The sequence below is a fragment of the Cryobacterium sp. HLT2-28 genome, assembly GCF_004402495.1.
Lineage (GTDB): Bacteria > Actinomycetota > Actinomycetes > Actinomycetales > Microbacteriaceae > Cryobacterium > Cryobacterium mannosilyticum.
Window position 1 is genome coordinate 84388 of record NZ_SOFH01000020.1, and the last position, 21044, is coordinate 105431.

The 21044-nt window shown below is 70.3% G+C and carries 17 protein-coding genes; 9 read left to right on the plus strand and 8 right to left on the minus strand.

Annotated elements, in window-relative coordinates; genetic code table 11:
• Positions 1-91: 91 nt before the first annotated feature.
• Positions 92-1102, minus strand: a complete 1011-nt coding sequence (locus E3O48_RS09780) for a LacI family DNA-binding transcriptional regulator (protein WP_134538420.1) — start codon at positions 1100-1102, stop codon at positions 92-94.
• Positions 1103-1386: 284 nt separating this feature from the next.
• Here E3O48_RS09780 and E3O48_RS09785 point away from each other — a divergent pair, with 284 nt between their 5' ends.
• From E3O48_RS09785 to E3O48_RS09810, 6 genes are all read left to right on the plus strand, one after another.
• Positions 1387-2682 (plus strand): ABC transporter substrate-binding protein, encoded by a 1296-nt coding sequence (locus tag E3O48_RS09785; RefSeq protein WP_134538422.1) that lies wholly within the window; start codon positions 1387-1389, stop codon positions 2680-2682.
• 87 nt (positions 2683-2769) lie between these two features.
• Complete coding sequence (locus E3O48_RS09790) at positions 2770-3729, plus strand: carbohydrate ABC transporter permease (protein ID WP_134538424.1); 960 nt, start codon at positions 2770-2772, stop codon at positions 3727-3729.
• A complete protein-coding gene (locus tag E3O48_RS09795) occupies positions 3726-4550 on the plus strand; it encodes a carbohydrate ABC transporter permease (protein WP_134510146.1) in 825 nt (274 codons plus the stop codon). The genes E3O48_RS09790 and E3O48_RS09795 overlap by 4 nt, the downstream gene beginning before the upstream one ends.
• Entirely contained in the window at positions 4550-7264 is a 2715-nt protein-coding gene (locus E3O48_RS09800) for a glycoside hydrolase family 2 protein (RefSeq protein ID WP_241982486.1), read from the plus strand. The genes E3O48_RS09795 and E3O48_RS09800 overlap by 1 nt, the downstream gene beginning before the upstream one ends.
• A 38-nt stretch (positions 7265-7302) precedes the next feature.
• Positions 7303-8229 carry a 1,4-beta-xylanase gene (locus E3O48_RS09805; RefSeq protein WP_134538561.1) on the plus strand — a complete coding sequence of 309 codons (927 nt, stop codon included), beginning with the start codon at positions 7303-7305 and terminating at the stop codon, positions 8227-8229.
• On the plus strand, positions 8222-9163 hold the full coding sequence (locus E3O48_RS09810) for an N-acetylglucosamine kinase (RefSeq protein ID WP_134510144.1): 942 nt from the start codon (positions 8222-8224) through the stop codon (positions 9161-9163). The genes E3O48_RS09805 and E3O48_RS09810 overlap by 8 nt, the downstream gene beginning before the upstream one ends.
• A gap of 414 nt (positions 9164-9577) precedes the next feature.
• Here the strand turns inward: E3O48_RS09810 and E3O48_RS09815 are convergent, their stop codons facing one another.
• The 7 genes from E3O48_RS09815 to E3O48_RS09845 form a co-directional block, all read right to left on the minus strand.
• The gene (locus E3O48_RS09815; protein WP_134538426.1) at positions 9578-11590 is read right to left on the minus strand and encodes a DUF222 domain-containing protein; all 2013 of its coding nucleotides are present in this window, start codon (positions 11588-11590) and stop codon (positions 9578-9580) included.
• Positions 11591-11705: 115 nt separating this feature from the next.
• Positions 11706-12227 (minus strand): Fe-S cluster assembly sulfur transfer protein SufU, encoded by a 522-nt coding sequence (gene sufU / locus E3O48_RS09820; protein ID WP_134538428.1) that lies wholly within the window; start codon positions 12225-12227, stop codon positions 11706-11708.
• Positions 12224-13540, minus strand: a complete 1317-nt coding sequence (locus tag E3O48_RS09825) for an aminotransferase class V-fold PLP-dependent enzyme (protein WP_134538430.1) — start codon at positions 13538-13540, stop codon at positions 12224-12226. Before E3O48_RS09825 ends, sufU begins: the two co-directional genes overlap by 4 nt.
• Positions 13541-13807: 267 nt before the next feature.
• The gene (locus tag E3O48_RS09830; protein WP_134538432.1) at positions 13808-14563 is read right to left on the minus strand and encodes a sulfate/molybdate ABC transporter ATP-binding protein; all 756 of its coding nucleotides are present in this window, start codon (positions 14561-14563) and stop codon (positions 13808-13810) included.
• Positions 14564-14633: 70 nt separating this feature from the next.
• The gene (locus tag E3O48_RS09835) at positions 14634-15398 is read right to left on the minus strand and encodes an ABC transporter permease (RefSeq protein WP_241982487.1); all 765 of its coding nucleotides are present in this window, start codon (positions 15396-15398) and stop codon (positions 14634-14636) included.
• 73 nt (positions 15399-15471) lie between these two features.
• The gene (gene modA, locus E3O48_RS09840) at positions 15472-16269 is read right to left on the minus strand and encodes a molybdate ABC transporter substrate-binding protein (protein WP_134538434.1); all 798 of its coding nucleotides are present in this window, start codon (positions 16267-16269) and stop codon (positions 15472-15474) included.
• Positions 16266-16670, minus strand: a complete 405-nt coding sequence (locus tag E3O48_RS09845) for a molybdopterin-binding protein (protein WP_134510132.1) — start codon at positions 16668-16670, stop codon at positions 16266-16268. The genes modA and E3O48_RS09845 overlap by 4 nt, the downstream gene beginning before the upstream one ends.
• Positions 16671-16771: 101 nt before the next feature.
• On the opposite strand from E3O48_RS09845, the gene E3O48_RS09850 reads away from it, so the two are divergent.
• The 3 genes from E3O48_RS09850 (at position 16772) to E3O48_RS09860 (ending at position 21039) form a co-directional block, all read left to right on the plus strand.
• The gene (locus tag E3O48_RS09850) at positions 16772-17338 is read left to right on the plus strand and encodes a molybdenum cofactor biosynthesis protein B (RefSeq protein ID WP_198413048.1); all 567 of its coding nucleotides are present in this window, start codon (positions 16772-16774) and stop codon (positions 17336-17338) included.
• A gap of 147 nt (positions 17339-17485) precedes the next feature.
• Complete coding sequence (locus E3O48_RS09855; protein WP_134538436.1) at positions 17486-18346, plus strand: FAD binding domain-containing protein; 861 nt, start codon at positions 17486-17488, stop codon at positions 18344-18346.
• On the plus strand, positions 18343-21039 hold the full coding sequence (locus tag E3O48_RS09860) for a molybdopterin cofactor-binding domain-containing protein (RefSeq protein ID WP_134538438.1): 2697 nt from the start codon (positions 18343-18345) through the stop codon (positions 21037-21039). Before E3O48_RS09855 ends, E3O48_RS09860 begins: the two co-directional genes overlap by 4 nt.
• The last annotated feature ends 5 nt before the right edge of the window (positions 21040-21044 follow it).

Below are 21044 nucleotides of genomic sequence, written 5' to 3' on the forward strand. Positions count from 1 at the left end.
GCCTCCCGGGCCGATTTTGAGCCGATTCGGGCAGAATTACCGTCGAATTCGACCGGCTCGACCACCGGTGCGGTGAGTGAGCCTGCCGAAATCAGGTGAGCGGAGGCGGGATCTCGCCTGACCCGCGGTGGATCACCCGGGTGGGGATCTCGAGCTGCTTGGTGAAATCGGAGGGGTCGGCGAGGCGCTCGAGCGCGAGCCGGGCGGCCGTGCGGCCGAGCTCCATGGTGTCGTAGCCGACGACGGAGATGCCGAGGGCATCCGCCAGCTCGAAGTCGTCGAAACCGATGAAGGCCACCGCCGGTTCCCGGTCGCGGAGCACGCGCACCGCCCCCGCGCTCGCCCGGTTGTTGCCGGCGACGATCGCCGTCGGCGGGTCCGCCCGGTCGAGGAGGTCGCGCACGGCCTGCTCGGCCGAGATGGCCGGGTCGTCGTCGACCCGTTCCCACCGCGCCGTGTCCGTGACCCCCACCTCGCGAAGCGCCTCCCGGTAGCCGGCGAGACGCTCGCGCAGCGTGTACATCGCGGACGGGTTGCTGACGAAGCCGATCTTGCGGTGACCGAGCGCCGTCAACGACCGCACGGCATCCGCCATGCCCTGGCGGTTCGCCAGCACCACGGAGTCGGCGAGCAGGTTCCGTGCCGGACGGTCGACGCTGATCACGGGCGTGCCCAGCTGCCGTTCGCCGTCGAGGTAGGACTGGTCGTCGGCGACCGGGATGAGCAGCAACGCGCGCACCCGCTGGGCGAGCAGCGCGTCGACGACGACCTCCTCGCTCTCGGGGGTGTCGTCGGTGGTCGCCAGCACCATGGTGAGCCCGCTCGCGGCGAGCTCCCGCTCGATCCCGGCGGCCACGTGGAAGTAGAACGGGTTGGTGAGGTCGCCGATCACGAAGGCGACGGTGTTCGAGACCGCGCCCCGGCGGAGGCTCCGAGCGAGGTTGTTCGGCCGGAAGCGCAGCCGCTTGGCCGAGCCGAGCACCCGCTCCCTGGTCTCCGCGCTCACATTGCCTGCCCCGGCGAACACCCGGGACACGGTCTTGGAACTCACGCCCGCCAGCCGGGCCACATCGGCCAGGGTGGCGCGGGACTGGGTGGTCACTCGGGATTCCTGGGCACGGACACACCCTATGTCAACGTAGGACATTTCGGTAGACATTCTTCCGACATTCGGGGAGATACACACCCATCGACTCCAATGAATGACTGGGATTTCGGGCGGCAAAGATGGAGTGGACACGTCAAGACAGCGCTGACATTTGTGCTTGACATAGCTTTCTTAAGTCGCCTAACGTAGGCCCGACAGCAGCACCGGAGATTCACGATTCGCGAAGTCGCGGTCGTGCCTCAGCGGGTCAAGGGTGACACCGAACAGGAGAAAAACAGATGGCAAAGAAGCTCATCGCAGGAGTGGCCGTTCTCGCGGCCACCGCATTGCTCGCCGGATGCTCGTCCGGCGCGTCGGGTTCGACCGGCACCGGCAAGGTCACCGGTGAGATCACCGTGCTGACCAACCGCACCGACATCGTCGACACGACGTTCAAGGACTACGCCGCCCAGTTCGAGAAGGCGTACCCGGGCACGAAGGTCAAGTTCGAGGCGATCGCCAAGTACGAGACCGACGTCGCCACCCGCATGTCGAGCGGCAGCTACGGCGATGTGCTCCTCATCCCGAACACCGTCACGAAGGCGCAACTCCCCCAGTTCTTCGAGCCCCTCGACAGCGTGAAGAAGCTCAGCGAAACCTACCGGTTCGTCAACGAGGCCGCCTACGACGGCAAGGCCTACGGCGTCGCCCAGACCGGAAACGCCCAGGGCATCGTCTACAACAAGAAGGTCTGGAAGGCGGCCGGGATCACCGACCTCCCGAAAACACCGGACGAGTTCCTCGCCGACCTCAGCCTGATCAAGGACAAGACCGACGCCGTCCCGTACTACACCAACTACAAGGACGGCTGGCCGCTGAGCCAGTGGGACGGCAACCGCGCCATCACCGGCGACGCCGACGAGTCCAACAAGCTGATCGCCTCCGACGCCCCCTGGGCCACGGGCCAGTACCACGAGATCGCCGACGGACTGCTCTTCGACATCGTCAAGGACGGCCTCAGCGAGGCAGACCCCACCACGACCGACTGGGAGACCTCGAAGGGCTCCCTCGGCAGCGGCAAGGTCGCCTCGATGGTGCTCGGCTCCTGGTCGATCACCCAGATGCAGGATGCCGCGGTGACCGCCGGCGGCGACAAGGAAGACATCGGCTACCTGCCCTTCCCGTACCAGGTCGACGGCAAGTTCCACTCGACCGTTGCCGGCGACTACAAGAACGGCATCAGCGTCAAGTCCGAGAACAAGGCGACCGCCCGCGCCTGGATCGACTGGTTCGCCCAGAAGTCCGGCTACGCGGCCGCTCAGGGCGGGCTCTCCCCGCTCGTCGACGGTGAGGTGCCGGCGATCCTCGCCGACTTCACCACGGCCGGCGTCGAGTACCTCGAGCTGACCCCGGCCCCGGCCGGCAAGGAGACCCTCGAGAACGACATCGTCAGCGCCTCCGAGATCGACCTCACCGGCAACATCTACCGGGCGAAGCTCGTCGATATCGCCCGCGGCGCAGCCCGGGGCGACAAGGCCTCGTACTTCGCCGAGCTGAACAAGAAGTGGGCCGACGCGGTCAAGTCCGTCGGCTAAGCAGCACCCTGCAGGGCCGTTTCCACCCAGCACAACCGTTTCCACCCAGCACCATCGTGGGGAGTATCCCCGAAGAAAGGACACCGGATGTCGCAACAACTGGCTCGCCGGACGCCCGGGGATACTCTCCGCACCATCACCAGCCGCTTCGTCCGCACCGAGGTGCGGGGCGGCAGGACCCACACGGCCATCGTCATGCCCTGGCTGTTCCTGGCCATCCCACTGGCGCTGCTGCTGACCTTCACCTACATTCCGGTCGGCAACATGATCTGGTACAGCTTCACCTCCTGGGACGGCCTGGACCAGACCAAGAAGGTCGTCGGCTTCGACAACTTCCTGCGCATCTTCACCCAGCCGCAGTACTGGCAGGTGTTCGCGGTCAGCCTCTACTACTTCGCCGCGTCGTTCCTGCAGATGGCCCTGGCGCTCTACTTCGCCACCATCCTCAGCTTCAAGACCCGGTTCCGGAGCCTGTTCAAGGGCATCCTGTTCTTCCCGTATCTGATCAACGCCGTGGCCATCGCGTTCATCTTCCTGTTCTTCTTCCGGCCCGGAGGAACCCTCGACGCGGTCCTCGGCTTCCTCGGCATGGGCGGTCTGTCCATCCAGTGGCTCGGCAACCCGGATGCCGTCAACTTCTCCCTGGCCGGCGTCGCCATCTGGCGCTACATCGGCCTGAACTTCGTGCTCTTCCTCGGCGCGATCCAGTCGATCCCCGGTGAACTCTACGAGGCGGCCGACCTCGACGGCGCCAACAAGTGGCACCAGTTCCGCTACATCATCGCCCCCGGTATCCAGCGCATCATCAGCCTGTCCTTCATCCTCGCCATCGCCGGAAGCCTGTCGGCCTTCGAGCTGCCGTTCATCATCACCGGCGGGGCCAACGGCAGCACCACCTTCGTGATCCAGACGATCCAGACGGCGTTCGTGTTCCGCAAGGTCGGGCTCGCCTCGGCGATGGCCGTGATCCTGCTCATCATCGTGCTGCTCGTCACCTGGATCCAGCGCAAGGTCGTCCCCGACGAGAAAGTGACCCTGTCCTCATGATCCGTTCCCTCTGGACCACCGGGAAGTACGCCTCCCTCGTGCTCGGTTCGCTGGTCGCCCTCGTGCCGATCGTGGTGATCGTCTTCGCCTCGCTCAAGACCAACACCGAATACGCCACCTCCGGCCCGCTCGTGCCGCCGGAGAACTGGCTCAACTTCGGCAACTTCGTCACCGCGTTCGTCAAGGGACGGATGCTCACCGGCTTCCTCAACACGACCTTCATCGCCGTCGTCTCGGTGACCGGCACCATCCTGATCGGTACCATGGCCGCCTACGTGCTCGACCGGTTCGAGTTCCGGTTCAAGAAGCTCGTCTTCGCGCTCTTCCTGATCGCGACCCTCGTGCCCGCAGTGACCACCCAGGTGGCCACCTACCAGGTCGTCAACTGGTTCCACCTCGTGAACACCCACGGCGCGGCGATCATCCTGTTCATGGGCACCGACATCCTCTCGATCTACATCTTCATCCAGTTCATGCAGTCGATCCCCCGGTCGCTCGACGAGGCCGCCATGCTCGACGGCGCCAGCCGTCTCGGCATCTACTGGCGGATCATCCTGCCGCTGCTCGGCCCGGCCATCGCCACCGTCGTGATCATCAAGGGGATCGCGATCTACAACGAGTTCTACATCCCCTACCTCTACATGCCCGGCCAGGACCTGGCCGTGATCAGCACCTCGCTCTTCCGCTTCCAGGGCCCCTACGGCGCCCAGTGGGAGGTCATCGCGGCAGGCATCATGATCGTGATCCTGCCGACGCTCATCATCTTCCTTTTCCTGCAACGATTCATCTACAACGGCGTGACCTCGGGAGCTACCAAGTAATGACGATCCACATCGACCAGACCATGCCCGCCGACCGGGCCGGGTCCGCCAGCCGTGCCGTGTCTCCCGACCGTGCGCTGATCGCTCCGACAGTCGCCCACCCGATCCGCCGCTCGCTCGGCGCCGATTGGACCGTCGCTGCCCTGGACGGCCCGGTGCCCCGCGAGGTGCGCCAGGCCGTGATCCCGGCCACCGTGCCCGGCTCGGTGCACACCGACCTGCTGGCCGCCGGGCTGATCCCCGACCCTTACCTCGACGACAACGAGCACCGGCTCGCCTGGATCGGCCTGACCGACTGGCGGTACACCAAGACCTTCGCCTGGCAGCCGGGCGGCGGCACGCAGACCGAGCTGGTCTTCGCCGGCCTCGACACGATCGCGTCGATCGAGGTGAACGGGCACCCGATCGGCGAGACCCGCAACATGCACCGCCGTTACCGGTTCGACCTGCGGCCCCGGCTGCGGGCAGGGCTGAACGAGCTCACCGTCACGTTCCGCTCCCCCGTGCGGGCAGCGGATGCCGCCAGTCTCGACCTCGGATACCGCCCGCACGTGAACCACCACCCCTACAACGCGATCCGCAAGACGGCCTGCAGCTTCGGCTGGGACTGGGGCATCGACACGAGCACCAGCGGGATCTGGCGCCCCGTGACGCTGGAGAGCTGGTCGGTGGCACGGATCGAGAGCGTGCGCCCGATCGCGACTGTCGGGCGGGTGTCGACGGGCGGGGTCTCGACAGGCTCGACCACCGGGAACGGCTCGACCACCGGCAACGGCTCGACCACCGGGAACGGCTCGACCACCGGGAGCGGCTCGACCACCAGCGAGGGCGGGGTCTCGACAAGCTCGACCACCGGCGGGGGCCACGGCGAGACCACCGGAAGCGTCGACGTGCACGTCGAGGTTGCCCGGGCCGGCGACGAGACGCTGGTCGTCGCGGCATCCGTGGCCGGAGTGACGGCGACCGTCGAGCTCGCGACCGGGGAGACGACCGCGGTCGTGCGCCTGAAGCTGCCGGAGGTCGCCCTTTGGTGGCCCCGCGGCTACGGCGAGCAACCGCTCTACGACGTGGACGTCACCCTCAGCAGCGCCGCCACCGAACTCGACACCGCGACCAGGCGGGTCGGCTTCCGCACGGTCGAATTCGACACCGCGCCCGACGACGCGGGCACCCCGTTCTCAATCGTGGTCAACGGCCTGCCCGTCTTCGTGCGCGGCGCCAACTGGATCCCCGACGACGCCTTCCCACACCGGGTCGACCGGGCCCGCTACCGGCACCGGATCGAACAGGCCGAATTCGCCAACATCAACCTGATCCGGGTCTGGGGCGGCGGCATCTTCGAGGCGGACGACTTCTACGAGCTCTGCGACGAGCGCGGCATGCTCACCTGGCAGGACTTCTTGCTGGCCTGCGCCGCCTACGCCGAGGAGGCGCCGCTCGGCGACGAGATCGAGGCCGAGGCCCGCGACAACGTCGCCCGGCTGGCCGCACATCCGTCGCTGGTCGTCTTCAACGGCAACAACGAGAACCTCTGGGGCCACGAGGAGTGGAACTGGAAGAAGCGCCTCGATGGCAAGACCTGGGGTGCCGGCTACTACTACGAGGTGTTCCCTCGGATCGTCGCCGAGCTCGCCCCGCACATCGGCTACACGCCGGGCAGCCCGTTCTCCCCGGGCCCCGCGCCGGACGACGGCGGGCACACGCCCAACGACCAGCGCCACGGCACCATGCACATCTGGGATCTCTGGAACGAGCGCGACTACCCCGGCTACCGCGAGTACACGCCGCGGTTCGTGGCCGAGTTCGGCTGGCAGGGCCCGCCGACCTGGTCGACCATGACCGGCTCGATCAGCGACTCCCCACTGACCCCGGAGTCGCCCGGCATGCTCGTGCACCAGAAGGCGATGGAGGGCAACGTCAAGCTCACCGACGGCCTGCTCGCGCACTACCCGCTGCCGGACGAGATCGACGCCTGGCACTGGGCGATGTCGCTGAACCAGGCGAACGCCATCAGCGCCGCGGTCGAGCATTTCCGGTCGCTGCAGCCGCACTGCATGGGCAGCATCGTCTGGCAGCTCAACGATTGCTGGCCGGTCACCTCCTGGGCGGCCGTCGACGGTTACGGACGGCCGAAGCCGCTGCTCTACGCGCTCCGGCACGCCTACGCCGACCGGCTCGTCACCGTCCAGCCGCGAGACGGCGGGCTCGCCGTGGTCGTCGTCAACGACTCGGCCGAGCCCTGGGCCGGTCCGCTGATCGTCGCACGGCTCACCGACACGGGAACCGTGCTCGCCGAGCACAGCGAGCAGGTCACCCTGCCGGCGCGGTCCACCGTGACCGTGCCGCTGCCGGCATCCGTGGCCCGGCCGACGGATGCCGCGTCGGAGCTCCTGCGCGCGGGCCTTGCCGGCGTGCGCGGCCTCTGGTTCTTCGCCGAGCCGAGGGACTCCCACCTCAGCGCCCCCGCGCTCGACACCCGGCTCGACCGGGTCGAGGGCGGCTACCGGCTCACCGTCACCGCGCACACCCTCACCCGCGACCTGGCCCTGCTCGTCGACAAGGTCGACCCGGCCGGCACCGTGGACGACATGCTCGTGACGCTGCTGCCGGGCGAGAGCGCGGTCTTCACCGTCACCTCCGCCGCGGAACTCGATCTGGCGGCCCTGTCGGCGCCGACGGTGTTGCGCAGCGGAAACCAGCTGGTCGGGCCGTGACCGCCGCCGCCGAGGCGCTCGACGGCCCGGTCTGCGGGATGACCTGGGGCTGGACCGGGGTGCGCGGGGACTGGGCCACCGCCGAGGCCCGGAGCTCGATGGCCCGGATGAGCGAGCACGGCGTCAACTGGACCGCCCTGGCCTACGCGGCCGTGCAGGAGAACGCGCAGTCGACCGATATCCCGTTCGACCGGGAACCCACCGTCACCGACCAGGAGGTGCGCTGGGCGATCCGCGAGGCGAAGGCCCTCGGGCTCAAGGTCTGCCTGAAGCCCGTGGTCAACTGCGCCGACGGTACCTGGCGCGCCTACATCGGCTTCTTCGACTGGGAGGTTCCCGGCGAGCCCGGCTGGGCCGACTGGTTCGAGTCGTACACGGCGTTTATCCTGCACGCGGCCCGGATGGCCGAGGCCGAGGGCTGCGAGATGCTCTGCATCGGCTGCGAGATGGTGCGCGCCGACGGCCAGGGTGCCCGCTGGCGCATCCTGATCGCCTCCGTGCGCACGGTCTACTCGGGGCTGGTCACCTACAACTGTGACAAGTACCAGGAGGATCACATCGACTGGTGGGACGCGGTCGACGTGATCAGCTCGAGCGGCTACTACCCGCTGGGCTCGTTCCCGGCCGAACTCGACCGGATCGAATCGGTTGTCGCCCGAGCCGGCAAACCGTTCTTCTTCATGGAGGCCGGCTGCCCGAGCCGCACCGGCTCCGCCGCCAGGCCGAACGACTGGGCGCTGCCCGGCTCCCCGAGCGGGGCGGATCAACTGGGATACTACGAGGACATGTTCGCCGCCGGCGAGCGGGAGTGGATGCTCGGTTTCATGCTCTGGGACTGGCCGGCCCGGCTCTACCCGGCCGGCGAGGCATCCCGGAATGACGACTATTGCGTCTACGGCAAACCGGCCGGGGCGTTCCTGACCCAGCACTACCGTGCCCTGCAAGGACTGACCTCTCATGAGTGACCGACCCCGTTTCCTGTCGATCGATGCCGGCCAGACCGGCATCCGGGCGCTGCTTCGCGGCGAAGGCGCTGCCGAGGAGACCTTCGAGTTCGCGGGGATCCGCACCGACACCGACCTGATCCCGCAGCTGGTCGACGTGGTCACCCGGGTGGCCGGTGCATCCGGCGCGTCCATCCACACCGTCAGCGCCGGGATCTCCGGCTTCACCTACTCTCCCGCCGACGCCGACGGGCTGCGCGCGGCGACCGGCGCCCTCGGCGTGCGCGAGGTGTGCCTCGCCCACGACTCTGTCACCTCGTACCTCGGCGCGCTCGGCGACGGCCTGGGCGCTGTGATCGCGGTCGGCACCGGCGTGGTCACCCTCGCCGTCGGCGAGTTCGCGGTCACCAGGATCGACGGCTGGGGCAACCTGATCGGTGACGCCGGCAGTGGCTACTGGATCGGCCGCGCCGCCCTCGACGCGGTCATGCGCGACTACGATGGGCGCGGTCCGCGCTCGGCGCTGACCGACGCGGTGCGAGAGGACTTCCCCGACCTGGAGACGGCCTACCTCGAACTGCAGGGCGATCCGGGCCGTGTGAGCCGTATCGCGGCGTACTCCCGGCATGTCACCGCGCTGGCCCCGACGGATGCCGTCGCCGCCGCCATCTGCGTCGCCGCGGCCGCCGAACTCGTGCTCTCGGTCGCGGCCGGGTTGCGCCGCGTCGGCGAGGGATCCGGCGAGTCCCCGGTCGTCTGCGGCCTCGGCGGGGTGCTGCGGGCACCCGAGATCAATCTGCCGTTCGAGCAGGGCCTCCGCGCCCTCTGGCCGGCCATCGACATTCGCTCGCCGATGGCCAGCGCCCTCGAGGGCGCCGCGCTCCTCCCTCGCCTCGCCCGTCAGAGCGCCCTCCGGGACCGAGTTGCGGTCTCCGCCTCGTCCATCGCGGATTAGGCCAGGCCCCGGAGGTCAAGCCCGCCGAGACCGCGAGACCCCACAGTGGTCGAGCCCCTCGAAACCCCGGAACTAGCGGTGGTCGAGCCCCTCGAAACCCCGCGACACCGAGACCCCGAGATCCCGCGATCCCGCGATCCCGCGATGATCGAGCTCGTCGAGATCCCGAAACCCCGATGATCGAGCTCGTCGAGACCTGGAGGCATGACTCCTGCGGGCCCACTCACCGGTGGTCGAGTCCGTCGAGACCCCAGAACTCGCGAAGTCGCGCCCGTCGAGACCCCTGAACTCGCGAAGTCGAGCCCCCGAGCCCCGGAGAACCCGCGGTTGTCGAGCCCGAGGTGGTCCGGTGCCATGCTTCGGCGATCTCACCTACCGGTGGCTCTGCCGGTCGGGGCCCGGTGAACCTGCCGGTCAGTCGGTGTCCCGGTTCCGGGTTGGCGTGCCCCGGTCGAGTTGGCGGTGGGTCTTGCTGGGGAGGGGGATGAGCATCTGTTTCGGGTCGACCGAGACCGGCGGCTTCAGCCAGTACTGGTCCCCGCCCCGGAGGATGACCCAGCCCGTGTTGTGGAGGAGCAGGTGGTGGGGGTGGCAGAGGCAGACTCCGTCGGCGAGGTCGGTGTAGCCGTGTTCGAGGAGCCACTCCTTGAGGTGGTGGGCTTCGGTCCAGGCTGGTGGCCGGTCGCACTCGGGCCAGACGCAGCCGCCGTCGCGGGCGCCCAGGGCGGTGCGCTGAGCCGGAGTGAAGAGACGTTGTTCCCTGCCGACGTCGATGGGTTGGCCCGTTTTGTCGAAGAGGATTCCCACGTAGCCGGTGTCGCAGAGTTGTCGTTCGACGGTGGCGAGGGAGATCGGAGCGGGACTGCCCTCGATGGACCCGTGCCCGGTCGCGAGGACCACGGCCGTGCCCGGCCGGTCAGGTTGGCCGGATGGCCCGATTTGGTCGGCTTGGCTGGCATGGCCGGTTTGGCCGGTTTGGCCGGTTTGGCCGGTTTGGCTGGCATGGCCGGGTTCGCCGGGTGCGCTCGATTGGCCGGATAGATCGGGCTCGCTGGGTCGGCCGGATAGATCAGGCTCGCTGGATTGGCTGGGTTGGCCGGGCTGGCTGGAGGGAGCGGCTGTGTCAGGTCTGACCGCTGGAATAGGCCGGAGGAGTGACCTGCCCGGCGCTCCCAGCGCTTCAGGTGCTCCGGTGGCGCCGGGTTCTGACGGTGTTACTGGTATTGAGGGGGACGTGCCGGCCGGTGCCGGGGTTGCACTCCCGCTCCCGGTGCTGGTGCCGGCACCGGTGTTGGTGTGGGTGGCGTTGGTGAGGTCTTTCTGGGTGACGATGATGCGCACGGCGGGGCGGCGGCCGCCGAGCATCTGGCCGGGGTCGACTTCGCCGGCGATCTTGAGCAGTTGCACGAACGAGTCCGCGGCGATCTGCGCGGTGCTGCGGGGGTCGTCCTGGATGGCCTTGGCCCAGGCTTTGCGCTTTGGGTCGACGAAGCGCACCCCGCCGCGCCTGGGGCTGGTGATCGAGTCGTAGGTGGAGAGCACGAACTCGCCATCTTCGGGGGCGAAGAGCCCGTGCAGGCGGACCATCCCGTTGGCGAGCCGGTAGACCTTGAGGAACCGGTCGTCGTGGGCCTGTTTCTCGCGGGCGGCGATGCCGGCCTGGTCGAGGTCGTCGCGCATCCTTCGGGCGCGGGTGAAGCATTGGTCCGCGTTCAACTGACCCGCTTCGGCGAGGAGCCGGCTGAGGGCGGTGGCGAGTGTGTCGGCGGTGACGGCGGTGTCGATATCGCCCAAGCCCTTGCGAATCGACTCGGCGGCGTCGACGGAGAGGGTCCCGGCGGTCACGGCGCGAGCGATCGGCGCCTGCCATGACCCCGGGCTGCCCGGATCGGGGGGGACGCTCACGGGTCCGGCCCCGGAACTGTCAGGACCGCCGTCGAGACCGCCCGAGTCGCCGCCCGCACCACCATCGACACCAGTCCCGTCAGCGCCAGCCCCGTCAGCGCCGGTCCCGCCAGCGCCAGGCCCGCCAGCGGCGGCCCCTTCAGCACCGGGCGACCCGGGCGCCTCGAGGCCGTCTGCGGCCTGCCGGTCCGCGGCCTCCGCCCGGGCGAGCATCGTGCCGACGGCGACGAGCTTGAACGCTTCGTTCTTGCTGGCGCCAGTGACCTTCTGGATCATCGCCTCCGGGGAGAGGAACCCCTGCTGCGCGGCCAGGCCGGAATGGCCCAGCTCCGGGCGGGAGCGATCGGCGATGGTCGCGGCCATCCACGCGGCGTACACCTCGAGCAGGCGGCGGGCCTTTGCGATCTCCCGCTGACCGGTCAACACGACCGCGTCAGGAAGGGCTTCCAGGTCGGCGCTGGAGCAGCCCAGGCGGGCGACGGCATCCGCTGCCTGTCTGAGTTGCTCTGCCGGTGAGTCCATGCCACGAAGATACCAAAACACGAACACAAATGTGAGCGTTTGTCACTACTTGTGGATAACTTATTCGAAGATATATTCTCGGGTCCCGACAGGCTCGACCACAGGGCAGGCGATGCTATTCGGCGGCGGGGAGCAGGGCGGCCTCGAAGGCTACCCAGGCGAGCATCGCGCACTTGACCCTGGCCGGGTAGCGGGAGACGCCGGAGAAGGCGGCCGCGTCACCGAGGATCTCCTCGTCGGGTTCGATCGTGCCCCGGGAGCGCAGCATCTCCCGGTAGAGGTCGAGCATTGCCCTGGCCTCGGCGACGGTCACGCCACGCACGGTGTCGTGAAGCACGGATGCCGACGCCATCGAGATGGAGCATCCGTCGCCGCTCCAGGCGAACTCTTCGATGACGGCCTCTTCACCGAGGCCGCGCACGCCGACCCGCACGGTGACCTCGTCGCCGCAGGTGGTGTTCACCTGGTGCGACTCGCCCACCCGCAGCCCGTCGGGCCCCGGTGCGGCGGACCTAAGCTCGACCGACGCAGGCTCGGCCGGGATCGGCGGCAAGCCCTCGGCCGGGGCGCCGTGCCTGGCCTTCGCGTGGTCGAGGATGATCTGCTGGTAGAGCTGCTGCATCGCGGTGCTGGTCATGAACGGACTCCGAAGAACGGCGCAACCTCGCGCAGGGTTGCCAGGAACTGGTCCACCTCGTCGGTGGTCGTGTAAAGGTAGGTGCTCGCGCGCGTGGACGCGGTCACGCCGAGGCGTCGGTGCAGCGGCTGGGCGCAGTGGTGCCCGACCCGCACCGCGATTCCGGCCTCGTCGAGGTACTGGCCCACGTCGTGCGCGTGCACGCCGGCCAGGTCGAAGCTGGCCAGGCCGATCCGTTCCACGCCGAGGCCCGGCCCCAGCACGCGCACGCCGGGGATGTCGCTGAGCCCCGCGACGAGGCGCTGGCCGAGCTCCGCCTCCCGGGCCGCGATGCGCTCCATGCCCGTCTCGGTCAGGTACTCCACGGCGGCGGCGAGGGCGATCGCCTGGGAGATGCGCTGGGTGCCGGCCTCGAACCGCTGCGGCGGGGCGAGGAACTCGGCTGTGTGCATGTCGACGGTCGTGATCATCGAGCCGCCGGTGAGGAACGGCGGCAGGTCGGCGAGCAGGCCGGCCTTGCCGTAGAGCACTCCGATGCCGGTCGGGCCGAGCATCTTGTGGCCGGAGAAGACGGCGAAGTCCACGTCGAGGGCGGCGACGTCGACGGGCAGGTGCGGCACCGACTGGCAGGCGTCGAGCAGCACCAGCGCGCCGACCGCTCGGGCCAGGGCGACGAGCTCGGCGACGGGATTGATCGTGCCGACGACGTTTGACGCGTGGGTGACGGCGAGCAGGCGGGTGCGGGAGCCGATCACGGCGGCCGCGGCGGCCAGGTCGAGAGTGCCGTCATCCTGAACCGGGATGAACCGCAGGGTCGCGCCGGTGCGCAGCGCGAGCTGCTGCCACGGGATCAGGTTGGCGTGGTGCTCCATCTCGGTCACCACGATCTCGTCGCCCGCGCCGAGCCGGAACCGCTTCGCCGCCTCGCCGCCGAGGCCGAGCGACGCGTTGGAGAGGGAATAGGCCACCAGGTTGACCGCCTCGGTGGCATTCGAGGTCCAGACGACCTCGTCGGTCTGGGCGCCGATAAAGGCGGCGACCGTGGCGCGGGCGGCCTCGAACGTCTCGGTGGCGCCGAAGGCGAGGGTGTGCGCCCCGCGATGCACTGCGGCGTTCCGTTGCTCGTAGAACTCCTGCTCCGCCTCCATCACGCTGACCGGGTTCTGCGAGGTGGCCCCCGAGTCCAGATAGTTCAACGGATGCCCGTTGACCCGGGTTTCCAGGATGGGGAAGTCGTTGCGGATCCGGGCCACCTCCTCGTCCGTCAACGGGCGAGCGGTCGCACGGGTGGACGAGGTTGTGGGAACGGTCATTGTTTAAGCGTATTCCTTTGCCCGCGGATTGCGCACCGCGTGACGGCCCGCGACCGCACCGTGGCCTATTCAGGAGAACTGACCGGATGCCGCGGGCCGGCCCCCGCAATCACGCGGAATCCCGACCGCCGGCATCCGTTTTTCCTGAATTCGGCACAGGGAGGCGGGAGGCAGGAGCAGGAGCAGGAGCAGGAGCAGGGGCGGGAGGCAGGAGGCGGGAAGCAGGGGCGGGAGGCAGGGGCGGGAGGCAGGGGCGGGAGGCAGAGGTCAGGTGGCCGCGGCCGGGCCGGCGGGGCCGACCGAGAGGTCGAGACCGAAGGTCAGGGCGCGGGTGAACTCGGTCTGCGGCTGCGCGAACACCGCGCGGGTCAGGCCCTCCTCCACGATCCGGCCCCGGTCGAGCACGATCACCCGGCTGGCGAGGGCCAGGGCGTCCAACGGGTCGTGGGTGACCAGGATGACCGACCGGCCGGCCAGCACCCGGTGCAGGAGCCGGCGCTGCGCGGGTACCGCAGCCACATCGAGCGCGGTCATCGGCTCGTCGAGCAGCAGCAGCCGTGGATCCGCCGCGAGGGCCCTGGCCACGGCCACCCGCTGCGCCTGCCCACCGGAGAGCGCGGTCGGCCGCCGGTCGGCGAGGTCGGCGACCTCGGCCGCGGCCAGCCACTCGTCGGCGACCTCCCGGGACCTGGCCCGGGACTCCCCCGCGCTGCGCGGGCCGAACGCCACGTTGTCCCGCACCGAGAGGTGCGGGAAGAGCAGCGGTTCCTGGGCGAGCAGCGCCGTGCCGCGGGCGTGCGGCGGCAGCCAGACGCCCGGTCGGCCAGGGCCCAGGTCGAACAGGACCCGGCCGTCCAGGCTGGCCCGGCCGGCATCGGGCCGGAGCAACCCGGCGCTGATCTCGACCACGCTGGACTTGCCGGCCCCGTTGGAGCCGAGCAGGGCCACGGTCTCCCCCGGCGCCACAGCGAACGAGACGTCGAGGCCACGCCGGGCGACCACGGCCGCCAGTTCGAACGTCACGAGAGCACCCGCGGCCGGTGCGCCGCGACCAGGACCGGGACCGGGACGGCCACGCTCGCCGGCCCGAACGTCACGAGAGCACCCGCGGCCGGTGCGTCGCGACCATGACCACCACGGCCACGGCAACGAGCACGAGCGCCAGCGCCACCGCGGCATCCGGGTCGGTCTCCCGCTGCAGGTAGATCTCCAGCGGCAGGGTGCGGGTGACTCCCTCTAGGCTGCCGGCGAAGGTGAGGGTCGCCCCGAACTCACCGAGGGCGCGGGCGAAGGCGAGCACGGCACCGGAGACCAGGCCGGGCAGCACGAGCGGAAGCGTCACCCGCCAGAACACGACGCTGGGGGTGGCGCCGAGGGTCGCCGCGACGGCCTCGTAGCGTGCGCCGGAGGCCCGGAGGGTGGACTCGACGCTGAGCACGAGGAATGGCAGGGCGACGAAGGTCTGGGCGAGCACGACGGCGGTGGTCGAGAAGGCGATCTGCAGGCCGAGAACCTCGAAGCTCTGGCCGAGCAGACCCCGGCGGCCGAAGGTCGACAGCAGGGCGATGCCGCCCACGACGGGCGGCAGCACGAGCGGCAGCAGCACGGCGGCGCGCACCAGCCGCTGCCCGGGGAACCGGCTCCGGGCCAGCACCAGGGCCATCGGCACCCCGAGGACCAGGCAGAGCACGGTGCTCGCTGCCGCGGTGCGGAGGCTCAGCAGCAGCGCGGTGACCGCGGACGGCGAAGTGACCAGGCTGCCGAAGTGGGCCCAGTCCACCCGGCCCGTCATGCCTGCGATCGGCAGCACGATGAAGAGCGCGCCGAGCGCGGCGATGGCAAGGATCCAGCGCGGCACGCCGAGCGTGACCGGTCCGACCGATCCGGCCGGTCCGGTCGGTCCAGACCCCCAGGCCGGCCGACCCGTCAGCTCAGGGAGCGCCAAAACCGGCCGCCGCGAGAATCTTCCGACCGGCCGCGCCGGTGACGAATCGGGCGAAGGATGCCCCGAGCGCCGCCTGCGCACTGCCGGCCACCACCCCGATCGGGTAACTGTTCACGGCCCGATCGGACTCGGGGAACGGGATCCCCTGCACGGAGTCGCCTGCCGCGGCGACATCGGTGACGTAGACGAGCCCGGCATCCGCTTCCCGGGAGGAAACCTTGCCGAGCACGTCGGTGACGGCGTTCTCCTCGCTGACCGGGGTGAGGCTGACGCCCGTCGCCTCCTCGATCTTCGCGGCCGCGGCGCCGCACGGCACCTGGGGCGCGCAGGTCACCACGGCGACTCCGGGGCGGGCCAGGTCGGCGAACGACCCGATCTGCGCGGGGTTGCCGGGCGGGACCGCGATCTCGAGCGTGTTGGTCGCGAAGACGGCCGGCTTCCCGGTCACGAGGCCGGCGTCCGCCAGCCGGGCCATGTTCTTCGTGTCTGCGGCCGCGAAGACGTCGGCCGGGGCACCCTCGGTGATCTGGGTGACGAGATCGGCCGAGCCGGCGAAGTTGAGGGTCACCGTGACCCCGGGGTGGGCGACCTCGAACCGGTCGGCCAGCGCGGTGAACGTGCCGGTCAGGGACGCCGCGGCGAACACAGTGAGCGTTCCGGAGAAAGCGGATGGCGCGCCTGCAGCGGACGGCGGACCCGAGCCGGCCTGACCCGCACAGCCCGCGGTGAGACCGGTGGCCAGGACCAGCACGACCGCGGCAGCCGGCCGGCGACCCGGCTTCACTGGTGACCCCTCGGCGTCTCGACGATGACAGTGGTCGCCTTGACCACGGCGACGGCGACGGAACCGGGAACGAGGCCCAACTCTCGCACGGCCTCCGTGCTCATCAGCGAGACGACCCGGTGCGGGCCGCACTGCAGTTCGACCTGGGACATGACCGGATCGCTGAGCACGCTGGTCACCAGGCCGATGAAACGGTTGCGGGCCGAACTGGCGGTGTCGGCCGGGTCGGCCGGCGCCAGTGCGTTCTCCCTGGCCAGGGTGGCCAGGTCGAGACCGTCGACGACCATCCGCCCCGAATCGTCCGTGGACGCGGCCAGGGTGCCGTTGTCGATCCACCGGCGCACGGTGTCATCGCTTACCCCGAGGTACCCCGCGGCGTCTTTGATCCGTATCTGCGACATGGAACGCATCCTATTACCGTATTTGCGGTTTTGCTTGCCCGGCCGAGGCCCGTTCGGGGCGTTCGGGCCGGTCGCGCCGGTCGGTGGGGCAGGATGGAGGCGTGAAAGCACCCGCGACAGCCCCGATCCGCGTCCCGCACCCGGAGCGCACCGCCCAGGTCATCGTGGCGTCCACGCGCGCGGCGGCGGGCATCTACCCGGACCGGACCGGCCCCGTCATCGACGCCTGGCTGATCGACCGCGGCTGGACCGTGCTCGGCCGCCACGTGGTGCCCGACGGCGACCCGGTCGGGGTGGCACTGCGGGCCGCGGTCGACGCCGGCTACGACCTGGTGATCACCACGGGCGGCACCGGCGTCAGCCCGCACGACCACACCCCCGAACAGACCGGGCCGCTGCTCGACCGGGAGCTGCCCGGCCTGATGGAGGAGCTGCGCCGCCGGGGCGCCGTCTCGACGCCCCTGGCCGTGCTCTCCCGCGGCCGGGCCGGCATCGCCCGCGGCCGCACCCTGATCGTCAACCTGCCCGGCTCGAGCGGTGGGGTGCGCGATGGTCTCACCCTCCTCGACGACGTGCTCGATCACATCCTGGACCAGCTGCACGGCGTCGACCACTCCGCCATCGACCAGCCAGACGTCGACCACCCTGGCGCGGACCCCTTCGCCTGACTTTCGCGCTATCGTGCCTGCACACCGCCTGCTCCGAGGGCATTGGTGTGAAGAGGCCGTGAGGATGCGCGCCGGGTCGTCGACCCCGTGCTACTCAGCTAAGTTTTATCTTGGAAACCTAGCAACTTAGTTCATTGGGGATAAGCGATGGATCTGAACACCGTTCTGACTCTCACCTCTGCCCGCAGCCGCGACGACCTGGCCGCCCTCGGGCCGACGGTGGCGCCGCTGGCCGGCGGCACCGACCTGTTCGGCGAGCCGCAGACCCACCTGACCGGGCTGGTCGACCTGCAGAGCCTCGGCTGGGAGCCGCTCACGGTCACCGATGGGGGCCTCGACATCGCCGCCACCTGCACCATCGCCCAGCTGTCCCGGCTGCCGGAAGCGATCGGGCTGGCCGCGCATCCGCTCTTCTTCCAGTGCGCCGCCGCACTCTACGGCTCGTTCAAGATCTGGAACGTCGCCACGGTCGGCGGCAACCTGTGCGCGTCGCTGCCGGCCGGGCCGATGACGGCGCTGGCCGCGGCCCTCGACGGCGAGGTCCTCCTCTGGCGCGCGGACGGCAGCGACGAGCGCCTGCCCGCCGTGGACTTCGTGACGGGCAACCAGGCCAACCGGCTGGACCCCGGCGATGTGCTGCGCTCGGTCTTCCTCCCGGCGTCGACGCTGCGCTCCCGCACGGCCTTCCGCCGGATCGCCCTCTCCCCGCTCGGCCGCTCCGGCACCCTGCTGATCGGCCGCTCCGACGCCGACGGCGGCTTCGCGCTCACCGTCACCGCCGGCACCGTGCACCCGGTGCAGCTCCGCTACGACTCCGCCCCCTCGGCGAGCGCGCTCGCGCGCGACATCGCCGCGATCGACGCCTGGTTCACGGATGCCCACGGCGCCGCCGACTGGCGCCGCGCCGTGAGCGGCGTGCTGGGCGAGGAGATCCGGGCCGAACTCACTCACGGGCAGGGCAACCCGGGCTACTCCTGGGAGGACGCGCGCGAGGGGGTGCGGGCATGAGGCTCGCCGTGAACGGGTCGCCGGTCGACGCCCAGGCCGCCCCCGGGCAGTGCCTGCGCTCCTTCCTGCGCGAGCAGGAGCACTTCGAGGTGAAGAAGGGCTGCGACACGGGCGACTGCGGCGCCTGCTCGGTGCTGGTCGACGGCACCCCCGTGCACTCCTGTGTCTTCCCGGCCTTCCGCGCCGAGGACACGCAGGTCACGACGGCGGCCGGACTGGGCCTGCCCGGCAACCTCGCACCGGTGCAGCAGCGATTCGTCGACGCCGGCGGCTTCCAGTGCGGCTTCTGCACCCCCGGCATGGTCGTGACCGCCTCCACCCTGACCGAGCACGACCACGACGACCTGCCGCGCCTGCTCAAGGGCAACCTGTGCCGCTGCACCGGATATCGCTCGATCGCGGACGCCATCCGCGGCACGCACACACCCTCGGACGGGTCGGCGTGCGCCCCCGTCGAAACTCCCGCCGAAACTCCCGCCGAGACTCCCGCCGACGCCCCCGCCTCGACTCTGGGCCGGGTGATCCGCACCGGCAAGGTCGGCACCTCGCTGCGCGCCCCGGCGAGTGAACGGATCGTGAGCGGGCAGGAACCGTACACGCTCGACGTCGCCGTGCCCGGCCTGACTCACCTGAGTGTGCTGCGGAGCCCGCATGCCCACGCGCGCATCCGCTCGATCGACACCCGGGCGGCCGCCGCCCTGCCGGGCGTGCACGCCGTGCTCAGCCACGCCGACTCCCCCGCCACCCTCTACTCCACCGGCCGGCACGAGGACCGGCTCGACGACCCGGACGACACCCTCGTCTTCGACCGGGTGCTGCGGTTCCGCGGCCAGCGGGTCGCGGCCGTCGTCGCCGACACCGTGGCGATCGCCGAGGCCGCCTGCCGGCTGATCTCCGTCGACTACGAGCTGCTGCCCGCGGTCTTCGACCCGGCCGAGGCCCTCCTCCCGGGGGCCGCCCTCGTGCACGGCGACAAGGACGCCGTCGAAAGCCGCCTGGCCGACCCGGGGCGCAACCTCGTCGCCGAGCTGCACGGCGAGTACGGCGATCTCGAGGCCGGCCTGGTCGAGGCCACCCGGCTCGTCACCGGAGACTGGCAGACGCAGCGGGTGGCGCACACCCAGCTGGAGACCCATGCCACGATCGGCTGGCTCGAGGACGACCGGCTGGTGCTCCGCACGAGCTCCCAGGTGCCCTTCCTGGTGCACCGGGAGATCTGCCGGCTGTTCGACCTGGACCCGGCCGGCGTGCGCGTGTTCACCGCCCGGGTCGGCGGTGGCTTCGGCGGCAAGCAGGAGATCCTCACCGAGGACGTCGTCACCCTCGCCGTGCTGAAGACCGGGCGGCCGGTGCAGTACGAGTTCAGCCGCACCGACGAGCTGACCGCGGCGCCGCTGCGCCACCCGATGCGGGTGAAGGTCACCCTCGGCGCGACCGACGAGGGCCGGCTCACCGCGCTCAAGGTCGGCGTGCTCTCCGACACCGGCGCCTATGGCAACCACGGCCCCGGGGTGATGTTCCACGGCACCTCGGAGTCGGTGAGCCTCTACGCGGTGCCGAACAAGCGGGTGGATGCCCAGAGCGTGTACACGAACAACCTCCCCTCCGGCGCGTTCCGCGGCTACGGTCTCGGCCAGGTGATCTTCGGGATCGAGTCCGCCGTCGACGACCTCGCCCGCGACCTGGGGATGAACCCGTTCGACCTGCGGCGGCTCAACTGCGTCGGCCCAGCCGACCCGCTGGTGGTCACCCAGGTGGAGGGCGACGACCTGATCTTCGGCAGCTACGGCCTCGACCAGTGCCTCGACCTGGCCCAGGCCGCGCTCGAGCGAGGCAACGGTGTGGCGGCGCCCGACGGCCCGCAGTGGCAGGTGGGCGAGGGAATGGCGACCGCGATGATCGCCACCATGCCGCCGCGCGGGCACTTCGCGCACGCCTCGGTGACCCTGGAGCCGACCGGCCGGTACACGGTGCGGGTCGGCACGGCCGAGTTCGGCAACGGCACGACCACCGTGCACGCCCAGCTCGCGGCGACGGCGCTGAACATCGACCCCGGCCTGATCGACATCCTGCACTCCGACACCGACGCATCCGGTTACGACACGGGCGCGTACGGCTCGGCCGGGGTCGTCGTCGCCGGCAAGGCCGTGCTGCGTGCGGCGACGCGTCTGGCGGAGAAGCTCAGCGCCGGGACATACGGGCCGGCCCCCGTGAGCGCCGAGGCCGACGAGGATGGCGCGAGGCGCTCGGTCGCGTTCAACGTGCAGGCGTTCCGGGTGGCGGTGTCAACCCTCACCGGGGAGGTGCTCATCCTCCAGTCGATCCAGGCCGCGGACGCCGGGGTCGTGATGAACCCCGACCAGTGCCGCGGCCAGATCGAGGGCGGCGTCGCCCAGGCGATCGGCTCGTCGCTGTTCGAGGAGGTCATCCTCGACGGGGCCGGCCGGGTCACCACGAGCGTGCTGCGCAACTACCACATCCCGCTGCTGGCCGACCTGCCGGTGACCGAGGTGTACTTCGCCGAGACGACGGATGCGCTCGGCCCGCTCGGCGCGAAGTCGATGAGCGAGTCGCCCTACAACCCGGTCGCCCCGGCCCTGGCCAATGCGGTGCGCGACGCCATCGGCATCCGCCCCTACGAGCTGCCGATGTCGCGCGACCGGATCTGGCGCCTGATGCACCCCGGCGCCTGACCCCG